Source organism: Pradoshia sp. Z6_59 (genome assembly GCF_058267515.1).
In genome coordinates, this window is sequence record NZ_JBZCPP010000002.1 from 262,436 (window position 1) to 288,937 (window position 26,502).

A 26,502-nucleotide genomic window follows, 5' to 3' on the forward strand; every position below is an offset into this window, starting at 1 on the left:
CAGAGACTCGAAGGGGAGGTTCTTCCCCCGTAGAGGCTATGCTTATGTCCTGAGTTTCTAGCCGTTGAAGCTGGATTGCATATAAAGCTGAAACTCAAGGAACGAAGACTAAGTACGCCACGTCCTGTGGCAACGTCTTCATGACCTACATCCTGTAGGCCCGCGAGGAGCATAAGACAGAGGCTCGAAGGGGAGGTTCTTCCCCCGTAGAGACTATGCTTATGTCCTGAGTTTCTAGCCGTTGAAGCTGGATTACAAAAACCTAACCACATACAAAACACCCACCCCTAATAAGGGATGGGTGGCGAAAATAATTCCTATAAAAATCCACCTGCCACATAATTCATATATGCAGCTTTTATAAAATATATCGTATTTAAAGATTATATGGGCAAAATAGAGAAAAGTAAAATATTTTACTCTCTCCGCTCTATAACCTGTTAATCTATCATTAATGCTGAAGCTCTTATCCGAATATAAGAATTCACAGTGTATTCCACTTTTTTATTTTTATTCCTTTTTTATTCGTTGCGCTACATTCAATTCCCTTTGCAAATAAAAAAGCGTTCATCAAACCTATATCTAATTTGATAAACGCTTTTTTTATTATATCTTCTTAACAAATTCTGATTTTAATTTCATTGGTCCAAAGCCGTCGATTTTACAATCAATGTCATGATCAGCATCCACAAGACGAATATTCTTCACCTTTGTACCTTGTTTCAAAACCGATGAGCTTCCTTTTACTTTTAAATCTTTAATAACAGTTACAGTGTCACCATCATTTAAAATATTCCCGTTAGCATCTTTATACACTTTCACATCTTCACTTTCAGATTCTAACGTCCACTCATGCCCGCATTCCGGACATACTAAAAGCGGGCCATCTTCATATGTGTATTCAGAATTACATTTAGGGCAATTTGGCAATGTTGTCATTTTTATTTAACCTCCGAGCATTTAATACTATTTATACACTAATAGTATTCGCATTTTACGTATTTTCATGTTTATCCATAAAATTGATTATAACCATGACAACCAGCCTTTTAAAAGTAGTGTTTTATTGGTAAATAGCCACAATAGATTTAGGTTGAGTTGAAATAAGGTTTCTATATAACATTTTCCTTCACGACTCTCCTTTTCAACTGTAAGCCCAAATATCTACTCGGTAGAATCAAATAAAACCCGTATTGGCTTTGGGAGATATCTTTTTTTATAAATGAATGAAGTCAAATTGAGGATGAAGGTTGGAATTTTTTTAGTGAAATATTTTTTTGAGTAGATTTGAAAATACGCTCGCTCCAAATCTTTCCACTGATTATCTTTTTCCTGTTGCATGAAACGGGCAACATCTATCACTTTTACTCCTCCACCAGAAGTAATGATAATATTCTTAAGATGTATATCAGCGGGATTTAATCCGGCTTCCTCTGCCATTTCTAAAGCTTTGCTTATCTCTTTAACTTTCTCTTCAGGTACAAAAATACCTTTTTGCAGACATTGAAACAATGTATGGCCCTCAATAAAATCAATGACAATATAATTATTACCATCATCATATAACGACGGATAATAATCTATATGTTGCAATTTACGGTAAATGGCCGCTTCCTCAAAGGCTATTCTCTTTTTATGAGGAAAATATACTTTTAAAGCCAAATCCTTATCTTTAATTTTAAATACAAAAGCACTCCTGCCTGTACCTATTAGCATTAGATTTTGGCTATATTTATTTAATCTTGGTTTAGATCCATTCATTTCAATCTCTACACTATCGGCTAAAGCTTTATATAATATAGTAAACACCTCATTTTAAAATAAAAACCCCACATCATATAAGTCCAAAACTATCTAGGCTTATTTGAAATGGGGACTTTCCTTATTAATATTAAGAATTAGCATCATTATACTATATACCTTTGAAGTAATTAAAATTTCTGCTTTATATTATTTATTGGGTGAAAGAAATGATTCATTTAAAGATGCCCAAATAACAATATCCCTTTTTTCTTTAGCACTGGTAAACAGTTTATAAGATAGGTGAAAAGATTCGAAAATCTGTATAGTAGTATATTTCAGATTACTTTTGATAATAGTATTTTTTATACAACAAGAAGTTTAAGAGCCTTACAGCATACTAATCAATCGTATATCTCTTTTAAAGAAATAAACGTGAAAACTCATCATATACCTAAGGGGATTAGTATATCCTATCCTACACTAAGTTCCATTTATACATTTTACTTGTTGAACATATAGATGCATAAAGGCCCTATTCAATTTGGAATAGGGCCTTACAGTATGCCTATCTCGTTATTAAATAAAAGAAAGACTCTCCAGGGAGAGTCTTTCTTAATAGCTTTGGCTATTATGCTTTTTGAACATTAGTAGCTTGAGGTCCACGTTGACCTTGTTCTACTTCAAAAGTTACACTTTGACCTTCGTCTAAAGATTTGAAACCTTCGCCTTGGATTGCTGAGAAATGTACAAATACATCTTCTCCGCCTTCGCGTTCGATAAATCCAAAACCTTTTTCTGCATTAAACCATTTAACTTTACCTTGTTCCATGTTTGTTGCCTCCCAGTGTGTATATCACACAATGTATTAATATCCTTGCTCAAATTACCTTAGACGAAAAACAAAATCTTTTCTCAATCTGCCTAGAACAAAAATAATTCTTCTTAAGAATAACACGCTTTATAAAAATTAGCAAATTTTAGAATCTGAATGATAGAAACTACTTAAATATTTCAAGACAAATATAAAAAATCCCGCTTTAATACTCCTCATACTAGAGAATGGATAATTATCTTTAATTATTCACAGTTTCTTCTGCTCCTATTCTATAATCATATCCATAAATCCAGGCTGAATATATTTCCTATTTTCTTTTTATCCTTTCTTTATTTTCAGAAAATAACAAATTGAATGGAAGTTAACAAGAAGACCATAAGTATCTAACAGGTGTGTTAGATATACAGAATCGAAAAAATATTATGCTAGTATAAAATCAAGAAAACTATGAGGTGACTATTATGAAAGAAACAATCGTAAATACGAGCTTAAAAAGCATGATTAATATAGAAATCTTAAAGGCTGCAAAGGCGGTTGACTCAGCTACGGATTCCTCTGAATATTATTATAAAATCATGGAATATAAAAGAGCGAGAAAATTAAAAGAACTAATATCCGAATTAAATAAAGGTAATGATTATGTCTTACAAAAATTAAATGAACTATCCAACAGAAAATCAGCTTCTATATAAAAGTCAGCAGACAGGCTGACTTTTATCTTTTTTTTAAATTTGTACAATATAAGGACTAAAAAGTACCTTTTCATTGAAGAGCCAAATCTCGTTAAATTACAACCAAAAATTCAGTTCTTTATTTGAGTAAAATTCTTTAGAAATTCACTTTCATTTATAGATATCACTTTTTTCAAATCCGTCGTTCTTAATACAAACTCCTTAACACCAATAAATTCTGATTCTGCAATCAAATAAAACTCTGTTTCCTTTTTAAATCCCTTAAACTGTCTGTTTAATCTAAATAACTTCATTAAATAACTCCTGGCGATCAATTAAAATTCGATAAATAATTCCTGTCTATCTTCTGTTTCATAAAATTATTTCTACAATTTAATTATACTTTACTTAAATATTCAGTAAAGATTGTAATCAATCTTCAACGCCTTCAAAGAATCATTGATAACTTCTATCTGGATAATATCTAACCCTTCCGAATAGCGGGGATTCTATTGTATAAAACAAAAGAGAGAGCTGGCAGCTCCCTCTTTATCCACAATCTATTACATATCTAATTCTGTAAAAGCATATGGCACTAATTCTTTTAAAGTCAATTCCTTACATTCTTTCTTTGCATTCGTTAAATAAACTGGCATGTCAGGAGAACAAAATTCAACTAAAACCTGTCTGCAAATACTGCAAGGCGGTAAATAATCCTCTGTGGCCCCTGAAATAGCTATCGCCTGAAAATCACCTTTTTGATAGCCTTTTGTAATTGCCGTAAAAATGGCTGTTCTTTCTGCACAATTTGTTGCACCAAAAGATACATTTTCAACATTTACACCATTAATAATACTTCCATCTTTAAGTAAAAGGGCAGCCCCAACAGGAAATTTGGAATACGGCATATACGCATTTGATTTTATAGCACGGGCACTTTCCAATAATGTTTCTTTATTTACCATCTAGATCATCTCCAATTACAATAAATTGAAAAGACACTCATTTATACGATTGTACCAAATTAATAACTATATTTTCTTCTTGTCACTAAAATGATCATAATTGCTGGCAATGTAAAAATAGCCATTCCGGCAAAAGAGAGTCCTGGAGAAATATCATATAAAAATCCACCTGCCAGTGTCAATATCGCCGTGCTAAAACTCATAGCAAAAGCCGAGTATACACCCTGTGCATTGGAATTTTGCTCTTTTGGCAGCGAGTTTGTTATATAAAGGATAAATGCATAATGTGCCAAAGCAAAGGATAGTGCATGTAAACTCTGTGATAACATAAAAACCCAAACATTTGGGAATACGGCTACCAGCAACCAGCGCAAAGTTGATCCAGCAGCAGCTACCAATAGTAAAGAAGATGGTTGCCATTTTCTAAACAGATGATCAGCCTTTGCAAAACAGATGATCTCAAAAATAACAGCAATATTAATAATCATACCTATATAGTATGTGTTTACACCTAAATCCTGTAAATAAATATAGCCATAATTATAATAAGATGCGTGAGCACCCTGAAGTAAAAATACGATTAGCAAAACAATCGGGAAGCTTTTAATCTTCCATAAGCTGCTCATTTTCATTGTATTTTTGCTTTCATTTTTGATCGGCTTTTCAGTTAGTATATCCGGGCTAGGTAAAATATACTTGATAAGCATTAAAACAAGCATGAACATCATTGCCCATAAAATCCCACTATCCCCAAAATACCCGGTAACCATACTAATTACTAGCACAGAGACAATAAATCCAAGAGAGCCATATGATCGAGCTTTTCCATATGCCCCATCCCCCTGTCTCATTAAAATACTAGCTGTACCTTCCACTGCGGGAAGTAAAGTTGGATAAAAGGCACTAAAAATAAGAGTGACAGCAAATAGAGAAGCAAATGATGTCGATGGTATATATAGGATTGTCACAGCTAATGAGCAGATAATTAAAAGGAAAGCGACTTTATGGGCACTCCAATATTTAGAGGCGAATGGATAAACAAAGAGTGCTGATAACCCTCGTACTACCAATCCAAATCCCATAATTAAGCTTGCTTCTGACACTGTTAATCCTTTTCCTTGTACAAGAAAACCTGTCCAATAAGGTAAAAATATACCCCATGTCATAAAAAATAAAAAAAAGTTCTGTGAAAACCAACGCGGATTGTTCATTCTTTCTCCCTCCATACTTATTGCATCATAGCATGTTTCACGTTTACAATAATGTGAGATATCTCATATTTTTAATAATTTGGAGGAAAAAAGTGCAGATTTTATCTGAACCATGGCGCAGCCAATATATTGATTTATACAGCATCCAACCCTTTTCCAGTGTTTCGATAAAACCATTTATTCAAGTCCATGAATTTGAGCGTGGTGAATTCATTTACAAAGAAGGTTCTATACCAGAGTATCTATACCTTATTGTTGAAGGGAAAGCGAAACTATATATCACGCTTGAAAATGGAAAAGTATCTCTACTTAATTTTATTGAAGCACCGTCACTTATTGGCGAACTCGAATTATTGGGAGTAGAGCAATATTCTATAGGGGTCCAAACATCAACAAAAACTATCTGTTTAGCTATTCCCATGCATACATGTAAAAATCAATTATTAGAAGATCCGGTTTTCCTGAGGCATTTGTCCATATTTTTAAGCAAAAAAACACATCATCTTTCATTTAAATCTGTCCAAACTCAAATTTATCCGCTCGAAAATCGGTTAGCCTCATTTATTTTAATGTCAGCTGAAAATAATTTTTACAAAGAAAAACACACAGAAGTCAGTGAATATTTAGGAGTCTCCTACCGCCATCTATTACATGTTATCTCGCAATTCTGTAAGGGTAATCTTATAAAAAAACATGAACGTGGCTATCTCATTTTGGATAGGGAGCGGCTTCAGGAATTAGCAAAAATTGATTAATGATAGATATGTCCAATTCACTATCCAAATAAAAAAAGCTAATCTAAATGAGTAGCTTTTTTCATTACATTATCTTTAATAATTAACAAGCTTATTCCCCAGTTTTAGCAAACCGATCGATGCGATTTCTTATCTCATCGCGTACCCTTTGGAAGAATACCCATTTTTCTTCCTCACTTCCTTCCGCTTTTGCCGGATCATCAAATCCCCAATGAACTCGTTTTACGCTTGGCGGTGTTACTGGACAATGTTCATCTGCATGCCCACATAAAGTTACGACCAAATCCGCATGATTTAAAATATCCGGGTCAATCACATCCGATGTGTGATTAGTTATGTCTATATTTACTTCCTGCATCGCTTTCACTGCACTCGGATTTAAACCATGCGCTTCAAGTCCAGCACTTTTGACATTCCAGTCAGGCAAGATTTCCTTAGCCCACCCTTCCGCCATCTGACTGCGACACGAATTACCTGTACATAAAAAATAAATTGTTTTTTCCTTTGGCATTAAATTATTCCCCCTGATTGAACTTTTGTTCAGACGTTTCTACTTTGTTCCTATGGAAATATTTCTTTTCCCAGCGCAGTGCTACACTTACAAGTGCAATCAAAACAGGAACTTCCACTAGTGGACCGATAACAGCTGCAAAAGCTACGCCGCTATTAATTCCAAACATAGCAACCGCAACTGCAATTGCCAATTCAAAGTTATTACTCGCTGCTGTAAAGGATAACGATGCCGTTACAGGATAGGATGCTCCTGCTTTTCTTGAAGCAAAAAATGATACGGCAAACATGATTAAAAAGTAAATGAGCAATGGTATAGCAATTCGAATTGCATCCAATGGGAGTTCAACAATTTTATCTCCTTTTAAGGAGAACATCATCACAATCGTAAATAATAAAGCAATAAGTGTAAGAGGAGAGATTTTAGGTAAAAAAGATTCCTGATACCACTTTTCCCCTTTTAATTTCAACCCAATGAATCGTGTTGCCATTCCTGCTATAAAAGGAATACCTAAATAAATGAGAACGCTTTTTGTAACTTCCCACATCGAAATGACAACAGTAAAATTCTCCAGCCCAAATACGCCTGGCAAGATATTTAAGAAAAAGTAAGCAAATGCCGAATAAAATAGAATCTGAAATACAGAGTTAAAGGCGACAAGTCCAGCTACATATTCACGGTCCCCACGCGCCAGATCATTCCACACAATAACCATAGCTATACAACGCGCAAGACCAATCATAATCAGGCCAGCCATATACTCGGGATAATCATGTAAAAAGATAATTGCTAAGAAGAACATTAGAACCGGACCGAGCAACCAGTTTTGGAATAAGGATAGCAATAATACCTTCCAATCCTTAAATACACGCCACATCTCTTCATACTTCACTTTTGCCAATGGCGGATACATCATTACAATCAATCCAATAGCAATTGGAATGGATGTCGTCCCTACGGACATAGTATCTAACATTGTTTTAAAATCAGGTACCAACAGCGCAATTAAAATACCCACTGCCATGGCTGTAAAGATCCATACCGTTAAATATCGATCCAAAAAAGACAGCCTTTTCGTCACACTTTTTTCTGCCATCTGGTTCTCCCCCACTCTTTGTTGATTAACAATCTGATGAACAGCATTTCACACTAATTGGCTCTAACTGGTCAATGATCGCTTGAATATACGGTTGTTGAGTTTCATTTAGGCGAAAATGTTTCCATGTGCCTTTTTTTCTTTCCAGAATGATCCCTGCATCTTTCAACTTTTTCACTTGTTGGCTGACTGCAGGCTGGGATATTTGAAGAACATCCACAAAATCACAAACACATACCTCTCCCTTTTTCAGACAAGCCAATAATTTTAACCGATTCGGATCACTGACAGCTTTTAATTGCTGAGCCATTTGCTCAATTGTATTCATATATACCTCCAATATATATAACCAAACTCTTATATAAGATATTACTTATATTATATGGGTTAATGATTAAAATCAAGAAAATAAAAAACAGTAAGCTAAAGGATCACCAGCTTACTGCTTCAACTTTCAAAAATCATAAGTAAAATCTCTTATCTATTAACAACATTCTAATTTAAAAATATCCACCTATCCCAGTAACCAGGTAAAACACAATGATTCCTGCTATCTTTGCCTTTGAATCTCTACTTTTAATAAGCAAAGCTGCACAAAGAATAGTATATAGTATAAAGGCGATTAATCTTAACAGCCCCGTATAGGGACCCATATTATGTAGTAGAAAAACAATGATTGATATAAAGGCAAGCAGCCTATAAAACCATTTTTGTAATAAGCTCAAATTACCGTCCCCTTATATGTTATTAGAAATACTCCTCAATCATGATATTATGAGTTCCGTCTTTTTCTTATCTTTACTATTCTATTTTCCACTTTAATAATTAGCATAATACTAAAATATCTACTAATAAAACAAAAATAGTACGAGTAAAACAATGATAAAAAAAATATAATTTACACATTGATACCAAATCATAAAAGGGAATTCGCAGATCTAACAGGGAAGTCTCATTTGCTTCACTTAGGATTTTATAGAATTATCTGGTTACCATAAATATGTAAGCGGTTTAGACTTTCAGATAAAAGTATTAGAAATAATACGTTTATTTTTATAAAAATATTGTGTTAGGAGTGTTCAACATGAATAATCAACATACTACTGATACAGAAAAGAATGGACAGTTTCCATGGATGGACAAGTCATTGTCACCACGTGAGCGTGCTGAAAAGCTTGTAGCTGCAATGACATTGGAGCAAAAAATTGCCCAGCTTCACGGTGCCATGAATACGATTAATATTTATGATATGCCATCTATGGATGAAATGAATGCCATGAGCCCTGAGGAACAAGATCGACTTATGGCCCAAATCCAGGTACAGCGCCATGTAAAAGGTATTGAAGAGTTAGGAATCCCACGTTTTCGTATTACCAACGGCCCTGTAGGCGTAGGTATGGGTGACGGACATCCAAGCCCGCCAGCTACTGCTTTGCCAATGACCATCGGTCTTGCTGCCGGCTTTGATCCTGAGCTTGCTCGTGAGTACGGTGATATCATTGGTTCAGAAACAGCTACGCTTGGTCAGCATGTTCTAGAAGGACCAGGTGTTTGCTTACACAGAACGCCAATCGCTGGACGTAACTTTGAATACTTCTCTGAAGATCCATACCTTTCCGGTGTGATGGGCGTCGAGGTTACCAAAGCCATTCAAGACCACGATGTTATCGCTATGGGTAAGCATTATGCTGTTAACGACCAGGAGTACGAGCGCTTCCGCACAAGTGTTGAGTTGGATGAGCACGTATTGCGCGAGCTTTACCTGCTACCGTTCGAAATGCTAGTTAAAGACGGAGATATCGCTGCAATGATGAGTGCCTACAACCGTGTTCGTGGTGTGTACGCAACGGAAAGTCGTTACCTTCTTAACGATATACTCCGTGACGAGTGGGGCTTCCAAGGATACGTTCAATCTGATTTCTGGTCTTGCCGTTCTGCAGCCGCTTCTTTGAATGCAGGTATGGACCATGAAATGCCAGATGCAAAGTGGTTGAATGAAACAAATGTCAAAAACGCACTTCAAGATACTAGCCTTGAGATTGAAACGGTTGATCGTGCATTGGTGCGCCGCTATACACAAATGTTCCGTTTTAATCAATTCGAGCGTCCATACAATCCAGGTGAGATTGATGCGAAAGGTCATGGTGCTAGATCTCGCAAAATCGGTTCCCAGACCGCTGTTCTTCTGAAAAATGAAGGTGAAATGCTGCCACTTGATCCAAAAGCTTATGACTCCATCGTAATCATTGGTCAATCTGAGTACGTTGATGATGCGTGCAATGGTGGGGGTGGTTCTTCAAAGGTTACTCCGCTCTACACGGTACCACCGGTAGAAGGCATGCAAAATGTCCTTAAAGGTCTTGGTTCACACACGTCAGTCAGCAAGGTTACTGTAGCTAAAGATCTATCAAATCTTAACGAAGCCAAAGAAGCAGCTGCTAAAGCTGATATGGTTATTCTAATGGCCGGCTTAGTTGCCTCTGAAGGTTTTGATTTACCTAGTCCAAACATGCTAAATGATCAGAATCGTATGATCGACGAACTATTAGATATCAATCCGCAGACGGTTGTAGTTATGAAAGACAGCAGCCCTGTCATGATGCCATGGATCTCCAAAGCTAAAGCTGTTCTTGAGGCATGGAACCAAGGTACTGAAGATGGTCACGTCGTTGCCGATTTACTCTTTGGCGTTGTAAATCCATCCGGTAAAGTTCCTACCACATACGCAGCATCTGAGGATGATCTTTTATACGCAGGCAGACCTGAGCGCTACCCTGGCACAGATGAAGGCAATGGCTTCCCGGTTATTCGATATTCTGAGGGCCTTAATATGGGCTATCGTTGGTTCCAGTCCCAAGGAATTAAGCCATTATTCCCGTTTGGATACGGTCTATCCTACACATCCTTTGAGCTTTCCGGATTTTCAGTAACACCTTCACAAACAGATGGCAAATCCCCTATTACGGTAAAAGTGACCGTAACCAACACAGGAAAAGTTGCTGGAGCTGAGGTTGTTCAAGTATATCTAGGTATTCCTGTCCAAGGACAGCCACCTAAGCGTCTTGTTGGTTTCCAAAAAGTTTACCTAGAGCCTAATGAGTCACGTGAAGTTACCATCACGATTGACCCAACTGCTACGAACCATCCAATGGGTGTATGGGACTACTACGAACACGATTTCGTGGTTAAACCTGGCGAGTACACTGTATATCTTGGTACTTCCAGTGAAGATACTCCTTACAAAGGAACAGTAGTCGTTGATTAAGCAATATTAATAGGTAGAAGGATTGAATCAATAATAGGATTCAATCCTTTTTTCGTACATTAAAATATGCTTTCCAATTGAAAGTACTCTATTAAAGGCTTTGTTCTTCCTTCGTTATGCCAATTATGATAGTCTTCGAAAACTTGTTTTGGGTTATTATTAGCCCTCTCTTCAACCAAATACTTTACTGCAAGAAAGCTTCGCCAGTAATCGAACATAATACTTGTTAAACTCCCTTGATAACTGTCACTTCCGAACTCCTCTAACGAATGGATACCATATTTGTGCTTAAACAGACCCATCAATTCTATCTCAATATTTGTAATCTGCTTATTTTCTGTATCAGTTAGTAAGTATTTTCTTGATAAGTACTCACACATTCCTTCCTCAAACCAAATACTGTTCTCTCTTTCATCATCAAATTCATCCAAAAACAAATCGGAGTGATGGGTTAATTCGTGTCCAAGTATAGTTAATATATGGTTTTCAGACATATTAATATAGAAGTCTTCTATTTTAGAATGTTTCTTTCCCTCTAATTGTGTAAGAAATAACCTCCTCCAGCTTACCAAATCAGGAGAAAGATAAATGAGATCTTTATTTGTAAAGGCTGGGATCGGTATATTGGAAAAAACAGTTGTGGCTAGTTCATCTGTTGTCCATACAACTCCTTTTGGCAATTCTTTCAGCTCATAATGATTTACTAATTCAAGCTGATAGCCTTTTATTTTTTTGGAAAACCTCTCAATCAAATATTTGTATTCCTGAAAATCCTCTTCTTTCTCAAATGCAAATATATGCTTCAACACCAAAGACTCCCTCTACTATAAAATTCAAGTTAAACCTTGATATTATTTTAAATGAATTTTCTGTAAATAAATAAATAAAAAATACTCTAAATTATTTTATCGAGAGAAAATCAAGCGTTATGATTATAATGTGTAAAAAAGTAGTGAGTGGCAGATTGCCTTTTCCGTATTCAGAGTATAATAATTTGATTGGAAGCCCCTCATTCATTGGATGTGGAAACATAAGAAGATGTCCGCGGTGTTTGAATAAATAAAACTAAGAGTAGGATACAAATATATGATAAAAAAACCTTTGCAAGTAAGCAGGTTTAAATTAGGGATTATTCAAGCACTGTGCTATACTTAGCCTACCATTTGCTATACAGTTTCATTCGTTTGTTGTCTAAGCTCTATTCATTTCTTGAATAGGGTTTTTTTATTGAGCAATTTGATATAAAAACAAAAAAAGACCCTGCATATGCAGGATCTTTCATTAGCTCTTATTAAGCTTTTTGAACGTTTGTAGCTTGTGGGCCACGTTGTCCTTGTTCTACTTCAAACGTTACGCTTTGACCTTCGTCTAAAGATTTGAAACCTTCGCTTTGGATAGCTGAGAAATGTACGAATACGTCTTCTCCGCCTTCACGTTCGATAAATCCAAAACCTTTTTCTGCATTAAACCATTTCACTTTACCTTGTTCCATAATATGTTGCCTCCTAGTGTGGATTTCCACACAATGTGTTACTATCCTTGCTCAAATACCTTAGACGAAAATCAAAATCGCTTCTCAATCTGAAACCGAACAAAAATAATTCTTCTTTAGAATAACAGGTAATTCCAATAATAGCAATTGATACGCCTCACCTTTCATAATTGGATGTTTATCTATGATGTAATATAGTACTTTTGAAGGCTTATGAAATACTTCAATCCCTATTATTTCTGGAAGGAATTTGAATGTTTTTGTCGAATTTATAGTCTGTTACACCTATGAAGACGAAAAAAAATGATAGAGAACATAAGAGAAAACAGGACAAAGTAGGATATCGCCATCCTGATCTGGTTGCGTTACAGCTTGCCCTGTCCACACTTTCAAACATTCCATCAACCACTTCCGTATACGAACCAAAGTTAACAGGTAACTAGCACAAAGAACAAATTTGGAAAAAGAATCAGGAGGAAATACATAATGCTCAAAAATCGAGTAACACTAATTGATTCGCTGAGAGGATTCAGCTTGTTCGGGATTTTGATGGCGAACTTATTGATTTTTCAATTCAGTTTATGGGGTAAAGACATAATCAATACAGATGAACTGTCTAAGATAGACTTGGTATCTCTACGTTTCATCCAAGTAGCCTTTGAATACTCATTTTTACCGATCTTTTCATTACTATTCGGGTATTCATTGGTGAAGCTTGCTGAATCGATTAAACAAAAACGAGATAAATCAAGGTGGCATCTTGTACGAAGGGCCATTGGTTTAATGACGATTGGTACTCTACATGCCACATATTTATGGGATGGTGATATTTTATCGTATTATGGTGTGATGTTATTCTTACTGCTCCCCTTTCTGCACAGAAAACCGAAGACTCTCTTGATTTGGTCAGGGATATCATTCGTATTGTTTACAGCAGCAAGTTATGGTGATGTATCTGAAATGTTCAAAACTCCAGATATGCTGGCATTCGTTGAGATGACTGATGAGGTACATGCAAACGGAACATATCAGGAAATTCTAGATTATCGTGAAAACGCCATGCCGCCAATTTTTGATATCGATCCATTACTGGCAGTTGGCGCTCTGTTGCTGTCCCCTTTTTATATGCTGCCCATGTTTTTAGTCGGTATGGCGATGGCAAAACAGCGATGGTTTTCTAATCCATCCCAACAAACAAACATCTATAGGCACGGTTGGTGGTTACTCGCTATCGGTCTCACTATGAAGCTATTGGCTCATCTAGAAGGATGGGAAGCTTTCACTGGTATATTCGCTCAATCAGGCGGGCAATTGCTTGCGATTGGTTATGTTTTTGTATTTGCCTACTTATATGTACGTTACCAACAATACTTTCTGTTTACCGTATTAGAAAGTATGGGGAAATTATCACTCACCAACTATTTGATGCAATCTGTCATCATGACATTCATTTTCTATGGTTACGGGCTCGGATATTACCAACAAATCAGCATTGCAGGAAGCATTTTCATCGGTATCCTGGTCTATGTCGCCCAATGCCTATGCAGCGTACTATATCTCAAATATGCGAAGAGAGGTCCAGTTGAATATCTCCTTCGTATGTGGACTAACCTTTCTTGGCGAGGAAAAGTAAAAGAAGCAAACTCCTCTCTTATTAAATCTGCATAAAACAGATCGATTATTTTATTTGCAATGAATATTTCTGAAACATACAATTTGACAACCTACATGGAAAAGCCTATTTCATAGAAAAATATGGTGTGCCTGTGATCGACGTAGGTAACCCTAAAAATAAGCGCTGATACCCCCCTCGCCCAAAGGTGAGGGGGTAGTCTTAAGGCTTCAATAATGAGGGGGAAAAGCCACATTCTCTTCGGCTAAGATATTGGTTCACTCTCATTCTAAGGCAATTTAAACCTAACTTAATCTTGAGTTTCAAAGTATTCCTGTATAAAAATATACTAATCAATGTTCATCCCTATGTAGAGTATATATAGAAATCCTGTTCATAAAAAGGAAAGGTAGAAATTGAAAGAATTAGAAAATTCCAACCGATTGTTTGTCATACCGATTATTGCTATTTTAATATTAGGAATTATTTTTATGACAGCCGTATTGCCAATGGGGAAAATGGAGACTTATTCTTTAGCCATGAAGTCATTAATACTTTATAATGTTGTTCTTCTTAGGGCGCTAGTCGTGGCACTTATATTAGTTTGGATATCAGTAATTTAGTAGAAAAAACAGTCACGAAACAATTATCATAATAAATCCAGCCATTTTGCGATTTTGCAAGATGGCTTCTTCATGAATAAAAAGGAAGGTAGAAAAATGGGATTTTCATTATTTGGACCATATCATATTGGATGGCTCATTGTAATAACGCTAACCGTCATCATGGTTAGTAAGCATTTCAAAAAATTAGATGCCAAAAGTCAGAGTATTGTACAACGAAGAATCGCATGGTTTATTTTACTATTTGAGATTTTTAAGAATATCTATTTGATTAGCAGAAATGAATTTACGGTTGACTATCTACCGTTCGAATTATGTAGTTTTGCGATTTTTGCGATTTTTTATCATGCCTATACAAATAGCTTAATGATTGGGGAAAAGCTCTATAATTTATTCTTGCCTGGTGCAATTGCAGCTTTGTTATTTTGTAACTGGACACATCGACCGATATATGAGTTTATGAGTTTATTTAGCTTTATTTTTCATTTAGCACTTGTTATGTATTGTGTCATGGTGGTATATGCGGGGATTGTTAAACCAGATAAAAAAAGAATAATAGGTTCAATCCTATTTTTAGCTGTGACAGGATCAATTATCTATCCATTAAATAAAATATGGGGTACAAACTTTATGTTTTTAAATGTCCCCTCACCTGGTTCTCCACTTGTTCCACTTGAAAATATCTTTGGAAATCCAGGGTACATATTTGGTTTAGCTTGTATGATTGTTATTTTATGGGTTGTAATGTATTTACCATGGAATAAGCTGCAATGGTTAAAAGAGACTAATGATTTCTCAGCACACTAAAATCGTTACTTCTTTTACCAGGTGATTTTTTCGTCACTCGCTAAATTCATAGAGAAACGGCTTTAATATAGAAGAATGAATTGAAGACAAATTCCAGTAGTTGGCGTGGAAAGTCGGAAAAATAAAAGTGATTCTTTCTTAAATAGGGCTTTTTGTTGATCAAATTGAATAAAAAACAAAAAAAGACCCTGCATATGCAGGGTCTTTCATTAGCTCTTATTAAGCTTTTTGAACGTTTGTAGCTTGTGGGCCACGTTGTCCTTGTTCTACTTCAAACGTTACGCTTTGACCTTCGTCTAAAGATTTGAAACCTTCGCTTTGGATAGCTGAGAAATGTACGAATACGTCTTCTCCGCCTTCACGTTCGATAAATCCAAAACCTTTTTCTGCATTAAACCATTTCACTTTACCTTGTTCCATAATATGTTGCCTCCTAGTGTGGATTTCCACACAATGTGTTACTATCCTTGCTCAAATACCTTAGACGAAAATCAAAATCGCTTCTCAATCTGAAACCGAACAAAAATAATTCTTCTTAAGAATAACAGGTAATTCCAATAATAGCAATTAATACGACCTCACCTTTCATAATAGGATGTTTATTCGTGTGCTATATCCTGCTTCATAATGTCTAAAGAACTCATCCATATAAGATTTTTCATTTAATTTACTTATATTATTTAGAATCAAAAGGACACTACACAGCGGTTACATACCAATCATGTAGTGTCCTTTTAAATTTGTATCACAAGTATTGTAAAAACTACTTATAATTTTGCTGCTGCTTCTTTAACTTTTTCCAAACCTTCCGCGATAATCGTTGCGGCATTATCAGGATCTTGCGCATGGCCTTCGATGATTACTTCGTCAATAATTTCAAAGCCGAAGAAGTTTGTCATAACGGTACGCATATAATTCACAGCCATGTCCATGCTGTTCATTTCTGGAGAACTATAGAAGCCGCCACGAGCATTTAATAAAATCACTTTTTTACCTTTTAATAAAAATTCCTTTTGACCTTGCTCATTGTACTTAAATGTAAAGCCAGCTTGTAAATTGTAATCAATAAATGCTTGTAACGCTGAAGGAATAGTTAAGTTCCATAATGGGAAGGCAAAGACTAGCACATCTGCATTTGTAATGGCTTTTTGTGCTTTTTGCTGGGCCGCTATTGAAGCAGCTTCCCTTTCGTTTAAGTCTTCACCGATTTGCAATTTACCGAAGGCATCGAACAAATCCTGGCCGTAATGTGGCATGTTCTCTTCAAATACATCAAAAGTCGTTACTTGTAGCTTGTTATTTTTTGTTGCTTCTTCTACGAACATTTCATACATCTTTGTTGAAATACCATCTGGACGATTGTTTGCCTTAATTACTAATACGTTAGTCATGACGTTAACCTCGCTTTAGAATGTATTTTCCAACAAGAAATTGGTCTATATAAATATTTTAAAATACTAAAAAAAACTATTCCATTTATATGAATCCAACTAATTCTTGTATACGAAAATATATAGATTTAAATAAAAATATTTTTGAAAACTAATAATGTAAGTTGGTTTAATCTCATTATTTACTTAATGCATTCCGAACCATTGGGGCAACTTTATTTGCCAGTAAGTCAATGGCTTTTTCTACACGAGCAGGTGGTTGATTTCCCATATCAAACTGACCCATAAAACGTGTATGTCCGAATAATTCATGCTGGTATAGAATTTTCTCCGCTAATTCTTCAGCACTTCCTACCGCTAAAATTTGATTTGCCGCTCGCTGAGGCATCGTTTGTTCAGCAGTAACAGGATTGAAGAATTGCCCACGATCTTTCATAAAATGCTGCATGTACTGATTATAATGAGGGGTAAACTCGCGTATCGCTTGATCACCATCTGCTGCAATATAGCCATGTCCTGTTACAGAAACTTTTAATTTTGATAAATCATGTCCTGCTTCATTCGCAGCTTTCCAATAAAGATTAGTTAAATATTGAACGCGCTCTGGTTCACCAGCCAATAGCCCCATTGCCATATTTACCCCAAGCTTTCCTGCACGCACTGCACTGGCAGGCGTTCCACCAACTCCAATCCACATTGGAATTCTGGGTTGCATAGGACGAGGGGAAATCTGTGCGTTACGAAGTGGCGGACGGAATTCTCCATGCCAATTGACGACTTCATGTTCTTGTAATTGCATATATAGCTCAAGCTTTTCTTCAAACAAATGATCATAATCATCTAAGCTTGCTCCAAATAGTGCGAAGCTTTCTAAAAAGGCACCACGACCCAGAATGATTTCGGTACGCCCACCACTTAATAAATCAAGTGTGGCAAAATCCTCATATACTCGTACAGGATCTGCTGTACTAATAACGGATAAAGTGCTCGTTAATTTAATCTTCTTTGTTTCACGTGCAATGGCCCCAAGCAGCATGGCATAGCTTGATGTAACAAAGTCTAATCGGTGATGCTCACCTGTACCAAACACATCAAGCCCCGCCTCATCTGCCCACTTCGCCATTTGAATAATGTTTTCTACCCTCTCATTGGCAGATAACACCTGGCCGTTTGCATCTGGGATACGTTCACCCAATGAATAAACACCAAATTCAAAATTCATTTTTCTCCACCCACTATAAAAGAATGATTACTAACAGAATTGATAAAATCCCCAAAATTCCTATCATAGCTGTATCCTTAAACGTATCTTTTACGCGAATATGTGTAATCACTCCACCGATACCGACTGCCACTAAAATCAAAGCTCCCAGAATTGCAAATCCTTCAATCCAGAATCCTATAATTAGTAATACAGCTGCCCCTAACTCGACCAAGCCTGTTACGACTCTAAACCACTGAGGATATCCCCATTTAGCAAACGATTCTTTGTGCATTTTGGAACCATATGTTTTCTGAACGCCAGCTATTAAAAATAGTAACGCTAAAATTCCTTGTAAAATCCAAGCTAATATAGTCATTGTCCATCCCCCCTATTTGTTGAATACAATCGGCATTTTGCCAATCCATTCATTTTTACTGATTGCGTCGTATATGCAATGTGCGATATTTTTGCGTGAAACGCTCATTTTTGCTTTTGTATCTCCAAATGAAATGGCATAACCATTACCGTCCGTTCTTACATTTGGATTAATGATTCTGACGACTGTCCAATCAACTTTACTTGCCTTCACCAACTGCTCAATACCTTTCATTTCTAGATATCCAGGAGGGAAAAACAACTTCGGCATAAGCGCAGGTATAATCGTTGCGAGTTGTTTTTTGTCTTCCTTGGAACTTACAGATGGTGTTGCAAGAGTAATGAAACGTTTCACACCTTGTGTTTCCATAACGTTTAAAATTGTTTCATGTGCATCACAAATCGGTAATTCTTTTACTTTTCGTCCACCATTCAGTTTAGGACCAAGGGTACTCACGACTGCATCTTGCCCTTTAATCGCTTCTGTTACGACCTTTTCATCAGTTAAGCTACCTACGATCGTTGTCAAATTGGCATGCGATACGTTTAACGCACCTTCCCGGCGAACAAATGCTTTTACCTTATCTCCATTTTGCAGGGCAATATTGATAAATTGTTGACCAATCTGTCCATTGGCTCCAAAAACAGTAATATTCATTTAATAACCTCCGACACCTTTTGTTTATGCAACACTTGTTGTAAATCAATAATAATACGAATATACACACCGAACAACCAACAAACCGATAGGAAAATCGTATATACAACATTTCAGCCTAAATGTTGAAAAAGTAGGAGGTTATCGAACAATCATAAGATTCAATTGCTTTAGAGAGAAAAAACGCCTCCGTAAACAATCGTTTACAGAGGCGTTTTAGTTAACTCAATAGTTGTTGCAATGCTTCTTTAACAGATGTTGGTTTACGTCCAAGGAGCATTTCTAAATCTGAATGAGGGTTCTCTAATCCGCCTTCACGAATACCTTGTTGAATCATCGTAGTCATTGCTACTGCTTCTTCTGGTAAATTCGCTTCTTTTAACATGTTGCCGTACGTAGCAACATCCACATTCATTACCTGAATTTCTTTACCTGTAACTTCATTTACAGCATGAACAAATTGACCTTGCGTTAAGTTTTCACCTGCTAATTCATACGCTTTATTTTCGTATCCTTCACCTGCAAGTACATTTGCTGTTGCTTCTGCTAAATCTGGACGGTAAACCCATCCTACTTTTCCTTTCCCTGCGGCGGTAACCCAAGGAGCACCATTTAAGCTTTGCTGAATACTGCCTAATTCATTTTCAACGTACCAGTTATTACGTACAAATACGTATGGAATACCTGATTCTTTAATAATGTTTTCACGGACACGATGAATTCCTGCTAAGACAAACTCACTCACGTCTGCACGCGGAGCACTAGAATAAACCATTTGTGCAACGCCAGCTTCTTTGGCTGCTTCTACCGCATTATTTTGTTGGCGAGCTGAAGTTTCTGGATCACTGAATGTCGAAATGATAAATACACGATCGACACCTTGGAAAGCCTCTACTAATGTTTCTTTTCTATCAAAATCAGTTTCACGTATTTCAATACCCTGGGCAGCGAAATAATTTCCTTTTTCTGATTCTGTTTCACGCATACCTGCAATAATATCTGAAGTTGGAACCTTCTTCATTAAATGTTCCACAATTTTTGATCCTAAATGTCCTGATGCACCCGTTACTAAAATGTTCATACTATCTTCCTCCTATTGAATCATTTATCCTAGTCCAACTCGTTTGTTGGCACTTTTCGGATAAACAACACTTGTTGTATAATTAATTCTATATTTCATCAATAAAATGTACAATCAACAATACAAGCAAAACATCGTATATACGACATTTCGTTAAATATGACGAAAAAATAGGAGGATATTATGGAGAAAAAGTTAGATCCTCGATTCCTAAGAACACGTAAATTAATTATGGAATCATTTATGGAGTTAGTAATTGAGAAGGATTTCAAGGATATTACAATAAAAGACATTACGCAACGAGCAACTGTTAATCGCGCAACGTTTTATTATCACTTCTTTGATAAATATGACTTATTGGAAACAGTCATCAGTGAAGATGTGTTGCAGGGGATATTAAAAGATGTAACTTCGCACGAAGCATTAACACCAGAAGTTTTAAATGACATATTCTTTAGTTTATTATCCTTTCAAAGTGGGTTGGCCAATCAATGTGCACGTAGTTATGAAGCATTTACACCCAAAATTGAAACTATCGTAAAAGAAGAACTCGCAAGGGTATTTAAAGATTTATTAAAGAAAAAGTACCCCTCTTGGTCAAATGAAAAAGCAGACTTGCTTAGTATTATGATTAGTTGGAGCCTATATGGGATGTCAACTAAATATGTAAAAAGTGGAGACCATCCATCTGAAGAAGTGATGAAGGAAACTTTTGTTACCTTATTAAATGTTTATTGAAGGATTTTTAAGAAAGCTAGCAGTTATTGTATTCGTAAAAAGTAATAGAAAAATACTCCCTTTGCAAGTAAGCAAGTTTAAATTAGGGATTATTCAAGCACTGTGCTATACTTAGCCTACCATTTGCTATACAGTTTCATTCTTTTGTTGTCTAAGCTCTATTCATTTCTTGAATAGGGCTTTTTTATTGCCCAAATTGAATAAAAAACAAAAAAAGACCCTGCATATGCAGGATCTTTCATTAGCTCTTATTAAGCTTTTTGAACGTTTGTAGCTTGTGGGCCACGTTGTCCTTGTTCTACTTCAAACGTTACGCTTTGACCTTCGTCTAAAGATTTGAAACCTTCGCTTTGGATAGCTGAGAAATGTACGAATACGTCTTCTCCGCCTTCACGTTCGATAAATCCAAAACCTTTTTCTGCATTAAACCATTTCACTTTACCTTGTTCCATAATATGTTGCCTCCTAGTGTGGATTTCCACACAATGTGTTACTATCCTTGCTCAAATACCTTAGACGAAAATCAAAATCGCTTCTCAATCTGAAACCGAACAAAAATAATTCTTCTTAAGAATAACAGGTAATTCCAATAATAGCAATTGATACGCCTCACCTTTCATAATAGGATGTTTATTCGTGCGTAATAGTAGCAGAACCATCACCACAACCTATCGTCATATAGTAGCATCCTCTAATACCTCGTTCACATTCCCTATCCTCATCCTCTAAAAAAGACATCAAATATAAAGCACAGCTCAAATACCATCCGTTTTCCTAACAAAAATAGCTAATGATTGAGTAAACCTATTAATAAAAAATAAGCTTGGGATATCCCAAGCTTATAGATCTTTAACGAAGAACTATTCTCTTGTTCATCTAGTTTGTCTCAGAGTTAAAAGTGTTACTCCCCTACCATTCCATCATTATCGTTATCGCGCATATAAGGATATAACCAATGGTCACTCGTTATGGGCATACTGAAACCTGCATCTTTTGCTTCTTTAATTGTCACTTGTCCATTACCATTCACATCAACACTAGAAATATCACCTTTCGTGTTTGAACTAGTTGAACTACTAGAATTACTTGAACTAGTTGAATCAGAAGGCTTACTTTCTGTTAAACCGAGCGATGCGTTTACTTCATCAGGGTTTACATTGTCAAATTTATCCACAATCTCGTTACCCCTTATAGTATAGGAATACTGGTAATGGGAAGGGACCTGTGTTTTCGTATTCGGATAGGTGATAATTGCTTCGAAATTAGTAGCTCCACCCGCACGACGAATCGCATCTTCCATATAAGCTTGGTCACCATGTCGGTTGAGTGTACTATCCTGCGGGGTAATATTATAAGCATTCGATACCCCGCCGAGAGAATCAGCGATGATATGTCCTTCATCTAAATTATCACTCTCGACACCAGGAACTTTCGCCTCATCAGAGTAGTATCTCCCAGATGATGTTACAGGTTCGCTACGATCATCTTGCAGAATAATTTCGTCAGCAATGACCCGCACTAATTGCCCGTATTCATTCGTAAATGCCCAGTATTCACGATCCCCATAGCCAATGTCAACGACAACGTTAGCTTCACGATATCCAGACAAATCGCCACCATCAACTTCAATCCGTTTGTATCCTGAGAACCGTTCATCCTTTGATTGGGTTTTTGTTTCCTCTATTACTGATTCATCAACTACTTGTTCCTCTACTGCTGGTTCATCACTAACCGTAGGGGTAGTTTCTTCTTTTTCTTCTTTTTGGCTATTTTCTTCTGTATTAACTGTGGTTACTTTTTGTGATTCTGTTTCTACATCTGTAATAGATGTATCATCAGCGTTCGAACAACCCACCAATAAGATAATCATTAAAAGTGAGATTATATAGTTTATTTTCTTTTTCATTCTAGGACTCCCCTATAATTAACGTTAATAACATGTAAGTATATTTTATCATATAATATTATTCTATTTTTACTTTCGTTTTCATTTGCTTTTCATTTCCACGATTTTTGATTTAGAATGCGCTGCATATAAATTAAATGAAAAAAATAAATCATAACAAAAAAGCTCGCAGATTTTTATGCGTAATATTGTACGTTTTGGCTCAATATTTACTAGTATGTGGCTCACAAATAAACCCAACAAGAAAAGTCCAATTAACAAAATGTTCTTATATATCTCTTCCTCTTGGATGGCATTTTTAAGATCGTGGTTTATTTTCCAAATTTCTCCATTAAAATAATTATAAAGCCCGCTTGAAATAAAGCAATATTAAAACAACTGCCTCAAAATTAGATACTTATATTAAATAATATTCTTCATTAATAACAAATTTACGGTAAGGTTATTCCGAAGTACCAGTTGAATTAAAGTTATGTGGATTATAAGAGGAGGATGAGCAGTATGAACAGTTGGCGAACGGCTAAAGGATTTGGGTTGGTTCTGTTCTTTCTCTTAGGGAGCCTGTCCTTCCCCACTATAGGAGAGGCTTTGAGCTGCGCGGAACCTGAACGTGCGGAAAAAACTTTCAAGAACGCCGATTTCGTATTTAAAGGGATGGTAAATGAGCGAAAAGGAGATAGTTACATTATCCAAGTGGACACGGTCTATAAAGGGGACCTGAAACCTAGGGCTGAAGTGAAAGACATGATCGGGGATTGGTTACAAGAAACCCTCAAAGAAGGCAGAGTCTACCTTATCTACGGACATAAAAAAGGATTGCACATCGAGGTTGATCCGTGCGGTCGAACAGATGAATGGCTGAAGCTGACAACGGATGTGGAAAAGTTTCCGAACGGGGCACTTGCAGATTATGAAGCAGGTGACTTTTTAGAATATACCCGAAGCCGCGATCAAAGAATTGCTGGTACCATTGCAGGATTACTTCTCTTGTCAAACGTGTGGATTTGGCGAAGGAAACGACTGCAATAGCCGGTTTTTATTTGCTCAATTCTCCTGTAGTGATATCTTTAGATAAAACATTTCCATTCTCCCTTCATCTAAGGATCTCCTTGCTTAATTAATATAGCCACAATCTCACCAAGATGAAGAAAATATTAAATGTGAAGAAATATCCTCTAAGCGGACTAACTTCCTTAATGACCAAACAGGGCAGTAGAGTTTAATATGATGTGAATTTTGGCATTAACCATGCAGGGGGAAATGTATGATGAACAAATGGTTGAAATGTTTTATCGGAATCTTATTAATTTTCACCGTTTCAGGATGTTTTGCAGAGGATTATGATGTAGGGCTTCCGAGCGCTCGTTTAGAAGTAGGCGAGATGGAGGGCCTCCTAGCATACCCGTTAACCGAAGCCAATGTCAGTTGGAGCTCGTCGAGTGGCGAGGTAAAGAACGTTGTGTTAAATATTGAAGAATTCGGTCCTAAACAGAATAAAATATTTGCATATCCCACCCAGGAGGCCAGAATTGACATTATCGAAAATGAGGAAAATAACGGAAGCAGTGGGGCCAGCTGGCCAGACTCTATTGCAGTCACATTGTGGGAAAACGGGAAAGATACCGATCTCGATGTGAATGAAAATGGGGAATTCACCTTCCCTGATACCGAAGGAACCTTCGTAATGGAAGTTATTACAAGAAATTCATCAAACAAGGCTCAGTATATCGGATATGTCGAAATAAAAAAATAGATACGGAAACCAATAAAAAATCGTATCTTTTCCAATAGATAATTCATTCAATAAATTTCGAAGTATTTACTTAACAATAAAAAGGAAGCCAATCCCTGATTGGCTTCTACTTTAACACACATACTTCTCCCATCATTTAAAACCAGTGGATTCAGTTCTCCTTTAACATTTAATACAATAACGTTTCGTTAATGATTGGAAGATAGATTGGTGGCACTAAGAGTACAAAGAACACCAGAAATTACTCTCCTTGTCTTGAAACGTCATCGTTATTTTCGTTATTATCGTAATTTTCCTGACGAACTGGAACCAGGTCACGCATCACCCAATGAGTGACAAATACGGTGATAAGCGCATCGAAGTATGGCTGAGTCGTCCCCATAACAGAAGTGAGACATCCAAAGAAGCAAATGCTAATCAGAATAACTAACCCGCCGTAAGCTAAGGGATTCATAAAATTCCCACCTTTTCGTTTCTTCCTCCATTAGTCATTACAAACTATGACAAACATAGAAAACCATATTAATGCAATACTCCCCTTCTCTACTTCAACTATCCTTAGATTTTTCTAATCATAGTATATGTTTATTCATTTGCGCTACTTGAAATAACACTACCCATGGAAAAAGGAAGCTACATCCTTTTTATCTAATACTAAGCCTTCTCTTTGTTAATTTCACTAATCCTGACCATTCTTGTATCAGCGCTGTAATATTTAATAATGCAACAACATTCATTAAATTAATGTTGTAGAGTGAGGGTCCGTACGACACTTCCATTGGCGGAATATATCCCCAGTTTCATTGATTGAACAAGAGAGAATATAAAAATATTGAATCTAACCTTTTCAAAAAAATAGATTAAAAGGAGGTTATAGAAATCAGAACTTTATGATGGAAGGCTTCTAGTCAAACTAATGCACATTCGGCATTGATTCTGTTCAATGTTGGTATCTATGACTTGTTGATGCTAATGATTGGAAACGGCAGGAGCAACAGACATATTCAAATAAACTGGGGGTATACACATGAATAATGCAGATAGGTTTTTAGCAGCTTACAACAGAATACATAATTATATGAAAGATAAAGACCCTAAATATCAAAACGACAAAGGATTCGCAGATTTCAAAACCTTACTACGAAAAAGCACCAATCCAGTCATCAAAAATATGCGTAATAACTCGCGCTTATTGAAATTCCATGAGTTGCGCAATGTCCTGGTCCATGAAAAAGGCAATAATGGATTAGAATATATTGCGACTCCGCACTCCAGCATAGTGGAAGAAATCGAGAAGTTTGCTGAAGAATTGGAAAGTCCTCGTTCGGCAGAATCAATCTGCACGAAAGAAATGGCGATCATTCATTCTGCGGACAACATTAAAACAGCTTTGGACTTGATGAAGAACGAAGGCAAAGGCGAATATTCACAAATTCCTATTTATGATGAGAACCGCTTCGTAGCGCTTTTGACAGACGGCGGCATCTCTCGTTGGATAGCGCACGCTTTCAATGATGACGGCCTGTTGATGGAAAATATGAGCGTCCAAGAAGTTATTCAATACGAAAATCCAAGAAATGTTGCTTTTGTTGGTAGACACGACAGTGTATTTAAGGTTAAAGAGATTTTCGAAAACCGTATATCCAACAATCAATTGAATCTTCAAGCTATTATTGTCACTGAACACGGTAAACCCCATGAAAAAGCTTTGGGTATCATCACGGCTTGGGATATTGTCGGCATCGAGATGTAATATAGGCTTTATTAAACAATTGCCTTATCGGAACAGTCTGGATAAGTTATTGACACC

32 protein-coding genes are annotated in these 26,502 nt (G+C 36.3%); 11 read left to right on the top strand and 21 right to left on the bottom strand.

Annotated features, from left to right (window positions below; translation table 11 throughout):
• Nucleotides 1-606: 606 nt before the first annotated feature.
• The 3 genes from AC4D4B_RS03470 to AC4D4B_RS03480 form a co-directional block, all read right to left on the bottom strand.
• Nucleotides 607-939, bottom strand: a complete 333-nt coding sequence (locus AC4D4B_RS03470; RefSeq protein WP_066102117.1) for a zinc ribbon domain-containing protein YjdM — start codon at nucleotides 937-939, stop codon at nucleotides 607-609.
• 225 nt (nucleotides 940-1,164) lie between these two features.
• On the bottom strand, nucleotides 1,165-1,809 hold the full coding sequence (locus AC4D4B_RS03475) for a protein kinase domain-containing protein (RefSeq protein ID WP_490999182.1): 645 nt from the start codon (nucleotides 1,807-1,809) through the stop codon (nucleotides 1,165-1,167).
• A gap of 562 nt (nucleotides 1,810-2,371) precedes the next feature.
• On the bottom strand, nucleotides 2,372-2,572 hold the full coding sequence (locus tag AC4D4B_RS03480; protein ID WP_066102120.1) for a cold-shock protein: 201 nt from the start codon (nucleotides 2,570-2,572) through the stop codon (nucleotides 2,372-2,374).
• 467 nt (nucleotides 2,573-3,039) lie between these two features.
• Between AC4D4B_RS03480 and AC4D4B_RS03485 the strand changes: the two genes are divergently transcribed.
• The gene (locus AC4D4B_RS03485) at nucleotides 3,040-3,270 is read left to right on the top strand and encodes a hypothetical protein (protein ID WP_490995641.1); all 231 of its coding nucleotides are present in this window, start codon (nucleotides 3,040-3,042) and stop codon (nucleotides 3,268-3,270) included.
• A gap of 110 nt (nucleotides 3,271-3,380) precedes the next feature.
• On the opposite strand, the gene AC4D4B_RS03490 is transcribed toward AC4D4B_RS03485, so the two are convergent.
• The 3 genes from AC4D4B_RS03490 to AC4D4B_RS03500 form a co-directional block, all read right to left on the bottom strand.
• Nucleotides 3,381-3,563 (bottom strand): hypothetical protein, encoded by a 183-nt coding sequence (locus tag AC4D4B_RS03490; RefSeq protein WP_490995642.1) that lies wholly within the window; start codon nucleotides 3,561-3,563, stop codon nucleotides 3,381-3,383.
• 249 nt (nucleotides 3,564-3,812) lie between these two features.
• The gene (locus AC4D4B_RS03495) at nucleotides 3,813-4,214 is read right to left on the bottom strand and encodes a cytidine deaminase (RefSeq protein ID WP_490995643.1); all 402 of its coding nucleotides are present in this window, start codon (nucleotides 4,212-4,214) and stop codon (nucleotides 3,813-3,815) included.
• 59 nt (nucleotides 4,215-4,273) lie between these two features.
• Nucleotides 4,274-5,425, bottom strand: coding sequence for an MFS transporter (locus AC4D4B_RS03500; protein ID WP_490995644.1), 1,152 nt, complete (start codon nucleotides 5,423-5,425; stop codon nucleotides 4,274-4,276).
• Nucleotides 5,426-5,517: 92 nt separating this feature from the next.
• On the opposite strand from AC4D4B_RS03500, the gene yeiL reads away from it, so the two are divergent.
• Nucleotides 5,518-6,180 carry a transcriptional regulator YeiL gene (gene yeiL, locus AC4D4B_RS03505; protein ID WP_490999183.1) on the top strand — a complete coding sequence of 221 codons (663 nt, stop codon included), beginning with the start codon at nucleotides 5,518-5,520 and terminating at the stop codon, nucleotides 6,178-6,180.
• A 91-nt stretch (nucleotides 6,181-6,271) separates the two neighbouring features.
• Here the strand turns inward: yeiL and arsC are convergent, their stop codons facing one another.
• The 4 genes from arsC to AC4D4B_RS03525 all read right to left on the bottom strand — a co-directional run bounded on the left by arsC (nucleotide 6,272) and on the right by AC4D4B_RS03525 (nucleotide 8,512).
• Nucleotides 6,272-6,691: an arsenate reductase (thioredoxin) gene (gene arsC, locus AC4D4B_RS03510; RefSeq protein ID WP_490995646.1), complete on the bottom strand. Its 420-nt coding sequence runs from the start codon at nucleotides 6,689-6,691 to the stop codon at nucleotides 6,272-6,274.
• 4 nt (nucleotides 6,692-6,695) lie between these two features.
• Nucleotides 6,696-7,787, bottom strand: a complete 1,092-nt coding sequence (arsB, locus tag AC4D4B_RS03515) for an ACR3 family arsenite efflux transporter (RefSeq protein ID WP_490999184.1) — start codon at nucleotides 7,785-7,787, stop codon at nucleotides 6,696-6,698.
• A gap of 25 nt (nucleotides 7,788-7,812) precedes the next feature.
• A complete protein-coding gene (locus AC4D4B_RS03520; RefSeq protein ID WP_066102141.1) occupies nucleotides 7,813-8,115 on the bottom strand; it encodes an ArsR/SmtB family transcription factor in 303 nt (100 codons plus the stop codon).
• A gap of 172 nt (nucleotides 8,116-8,287) precedes the next feature.
• The gene (locus AC4D4B_RS03525) at nucleotides 8,288-8,512 is read right to left on the bottom strand and encodes a hypothetical protein (protein ID WP_490999185.1); all 225 of its coding nucleotides are present in this window, start codon (nucleotides 8,510-8,512) and stop codon (nucleotides 8,288-8,290) included.
• 359 nt (nucleotides 8,513-8,871) lie between these two features.
• Between AC4D4B_RS03525 and AC4D4B_RS03530 the strand changes: the two genes are divergently transcribed.
• Nucleotides 8,872-11,052, top strand: a complete 2,181-nt coding sequence (locus tag AC4D4B_RS03530) for a beta-glucosidase family protein (protein ID WP_490999186.1) — start codon at nucleotides 8,872-8,874, stop codon at nucleotides 11,050-11,052.
• A 59-nt stretch (nucleotides 11,053-11,111) separates the two neighbouring features.
• Here AC4D4B_RS03530 and AC4D4B_RS03535 read toward each other — a convergent pair whose 3' ends face one another.
• The gene (locus AC4D4B_RS03535) at nucleotides 11,112-11,861 is read right to left on the bottom strand and encodes a hypothetical protein (protein WP_490995651.1); all 750 of its coding nucleotides are present in this window, start codon (nucleotides 11,859-11,861) and stop codon (nucleotides 11,112-11,114) included.
• A gap of 482 nt (nucleotides 11,862-12,343) precedes the next feature.
• Nucleotides 12,344-12,544 (bottom strand): cold-shock protein, encoded by a 201-nt coding sequence (locus tag AC4D4B_RS03540; RefSeq protein ID WP_066102150.1) that lies wholly within the window; start codon nucleotides 12,542-12,544, stop codon nucleotides 12,344-12,346.
• A gap of 287 nt (nucleotides 12,545-12,831) precedes the next feature.
• On the opposite strand from AC4D4B_RS03540, the gene AC4D4B_RS03545 reads away from it, so the two are divergent.
• From AC4D4B_RS03545 to AC4D4B_RS03560, 4 genes are all read left to right on the top strand, one after another.
• The gene (locus tag AC4D4B_RS03545; protein ID WP_490999187.1) at nucleotides 12,832-12,987 is read left to right on the top strand and encodes a hypothetical protein; all 156 of its coding nucleotides are present in this window, start codon (nucleotides 12,832-12,834) and stop codon (nucleotides 12,985-12,987) included.
• A gap of 43 nt (nucleotides 12,988-13,030) precedes the next feature.
• On the top strand, nucleotides 13,031-14,212 hold the full coding sequence (locus AC4D4B_RS03550; RefSeq protein ID WP_490999188.1) for a DUF418 domain-containing protein: 1,182 nt from the start codon (nucleotides 13,031-13,033) through the stop codon (nucleotides 14,210-14,212).
• A gap of 360 nt (nucleotides 14,213-14,572) precedes the next feature.
• Nucleotides 14,573-14,779, top strand: coding sequence for a hypothetical protein (locus AC4D4B_RS03555; protein ID WP_490999189.1), 207 nt, complete (start codon nucleotides 14,573-14,575; stop codon nucleotides 14,777-14,779).
• Nucleotides 14,780-14,851: 72 nt separating this feature from the next.
• Nucleotides 14,852-15,586, top strand: coding sequence for a TMEM164 family acyltransferase (locus tag AC4D4B_RS03560; RefSeq protein ID WP_490995654.1), 735 nt, complete (start codon nucleotides 14,852-14,854; stop codon nucleotides 15,584-15,586).
• Between the two features lie 219 nt (nucleotides 15,587-15,805).
• Here the strand turns inward: AC4D4B_RS03560 and AC4D4B_RS03565 are convergent, their stop codons facing one another.
• The 6 genes from AC4D4B_RS03565 to AC4D4B_RS03590 all read right to left on the bottom strand — a co-directional run bounded on the left by AC4D4B_RS03565 (nucleotide 15,806) and on the right by AC4D4B_RS03590 (nucleotide 20,295).
• Complete coding sequence (locus AC4D4B_RS03565) at nucleotides 15,806-16,006, bottom strand: cold-shock protein (protein WP_066102150.1); 201 nt, start codon at nucleotides 16,004-16,006, stop codon at nucleotides 15,806-15,808.
• Nucleotides 16,007-16,353: 347 nt separating this feature from the next.
• Nucleotides 16,354-16,977, bottom strand: coding sequence for an FMN-dependent NADH-azoreductase (locus tag AC4D4B_RS03570; protein ID WP_490999190.1), 624 nt, complete (start codon nucleotides 16,975-16,977; stop codon nucleotides 16,354-16,356).
• 178 nt (nucleotides 16,978-17,155) lie between these two features.
• Nucleotides 17,156-18,199: an LLM class flavin-dependent oxidoreductase gene (locus AC4D4B_RS03575; RefSeq protein ID WP_490999191.1), complete on the bottom strand. Its 1,044-nt coding sequence runs from the start codon at nucleotides 18,197-18,199 to the stop codon at nucleotides 17,156-17,158.
• Between the two features lie 13 nt (nucleotides 18,200-18,212).
• A complete protein-coding gene (locus tag AC4D4B_RS03580) occupies nucleotides 18,213-18,557 on the bottom strand; it encodes a DoxX family protein (RefSeq protein WP_490999192.1) in 345 nt (114 codons plus the stop codon).
• A 12-nt stretch (nucleotides 18,558-18,569) separates the two neighbouring features.
• The gene (locus AC4D4B_RS03585; RefSeq protein ID WP_490999193.1) at nucleotides 18,570-19,214 is read right to left on the bottom strand and encodes an NAD(P)-dependent oxidoreductase; all 645 of its coding nucleotides are present in this window, start codon (nucleotides 19,212-19,214) and stop codon (nucleotides 18,570-18,572) included.
• A 220-nt stretch (nucleotides 19,215-19,434) separates the two neighbouring features.
• Complete coding sequence (locus tag AC4D4B_RS03590) at nucleotides 19,435-20,295, bottom strand: SDR family oxidoreductase (protein WP_490999194.1); 861 nt, start codon at nucleotides 20,293-20,295, stop codon at nucleotides 19,435-19,437.
• A 183-nt stretch (nucleotides 20,296-20,478) separates the two neighbouring features.
• Between AC4D4B_RS03590 and AC4D4B_RS03595 the strand changes: the two genes are divergently transcribed.
• Nucleotides 20,479-21,033: a TetR/AcrR family transcriptional regulator gene (locus AC4D4B_RS03595; RefSeq protein WP_490995660.1), complete on the top strand. Its 555-nt coding sequence runs from the start codon at nucleotides 20,479-20,481 to the stop codon at nucleotides 21,031-21,033.
• Nucleotides 21,034-21,284: 251 nt separating this feature from the next.
• Here the strand turns inward: AC4D4B_RS03595 and AC4D4B_RS03600 are convergent, their stop codons facing one another.
• Both AC4D4B_RS03600 and AC4D4B_RS03605 read right to left on the bottom strand, forming a co-directional pair.
• Entirely contained in the window at nucleotides 21,285-21,485 is a 201-nt protein-coding gene (locus tag AC4D4B_RS03600; RefSeq protein ID WP_066102150.1) for a cold-shock protein, read from the bottom strand.
• Between the two features lie 449 nt (nucleotides 21,486-21,934).
• Entirely contained in the window at nucleotides 21,935-22,939 is a 1,005-nt protein-coding gene (locus AC4D4B_RS03605) for a DNA/RNA non-specific endonuclease (RefSeq protein ID WP_490999195.1), read from the bottom strand.
• Between the two features lie 588 nt (nucleotides 22,940-23,527).
• On the opposite strand from AC4D4B_RS03605, the gene AC4D4B_RS03610 reads away from it, so the two are divergent.
• Together AC4D4B_RS03610 and AC4D4B_RS03615 are read left to right on the top strand one after the other, a co-directional pair.
• The gene (locus tag AC4D4B_RS03610; RefSeq protein ID WP_490999196.1) at nucleotides 23,528-23,968 is read left to right on the top strand and encodes a hypothetical protein; all 441 of its coding nucleotides are present in this window, start codon (nucleotides 23,528-23,530) and stop codon (nucleotides 23,966-23,968) included.
• Nucleotides 23,969-24,203: 235 nt separating this feature from the next.
• Nucleotides 24,204-24,692: a hypothetical protein gene (locus AC4D4B_RS03615; protein WP_490999197.1), complete on the top strand. Its 489-nt coding sequence runs from the start codon at nucleotides 24,204-24,206 to the stop codon at nucleotides 24,690-24,692.
• A gap of 241 nt (nucleotides 24,693-24,933) precedes the next feature.
• Here the strand turns inward: AC4D4B_RS03615 and AC4D4B_RS03620 are convergent, their stop codons facing one another.
• The gene (locus tag AC4D4B_RS03620) at nucleotides 24,934-25,146 is read right to left on the bottom strand and encodes a hypothetical protein (RefSeq protein ID WP_490995664.1); all 213 of its coding nucleotides are present in this window, start codon (nucleotides 25,144-25,146) and stop codon (nucleotides 24,934-24,936) included.
• Between the two features lie 573 nt (nucleotides 25,147-25,719).
• Between AC4D4B_RS03620 and AC4D4B_RS03625 the strand changes: the two genes are divergently transcribed.
• A complete protein-coding gene (locus AC4D4B_RS03625; RefSeq protein WP_490995665.1) occupies nucleotides 25,720-26,445 on the top strand; it encodes a CBS domain-containing protein in 726 nt (241 codons plus the stop codon).
• Nucleotides 26,446-26,502: the final 57 nt, after the last annotated feature.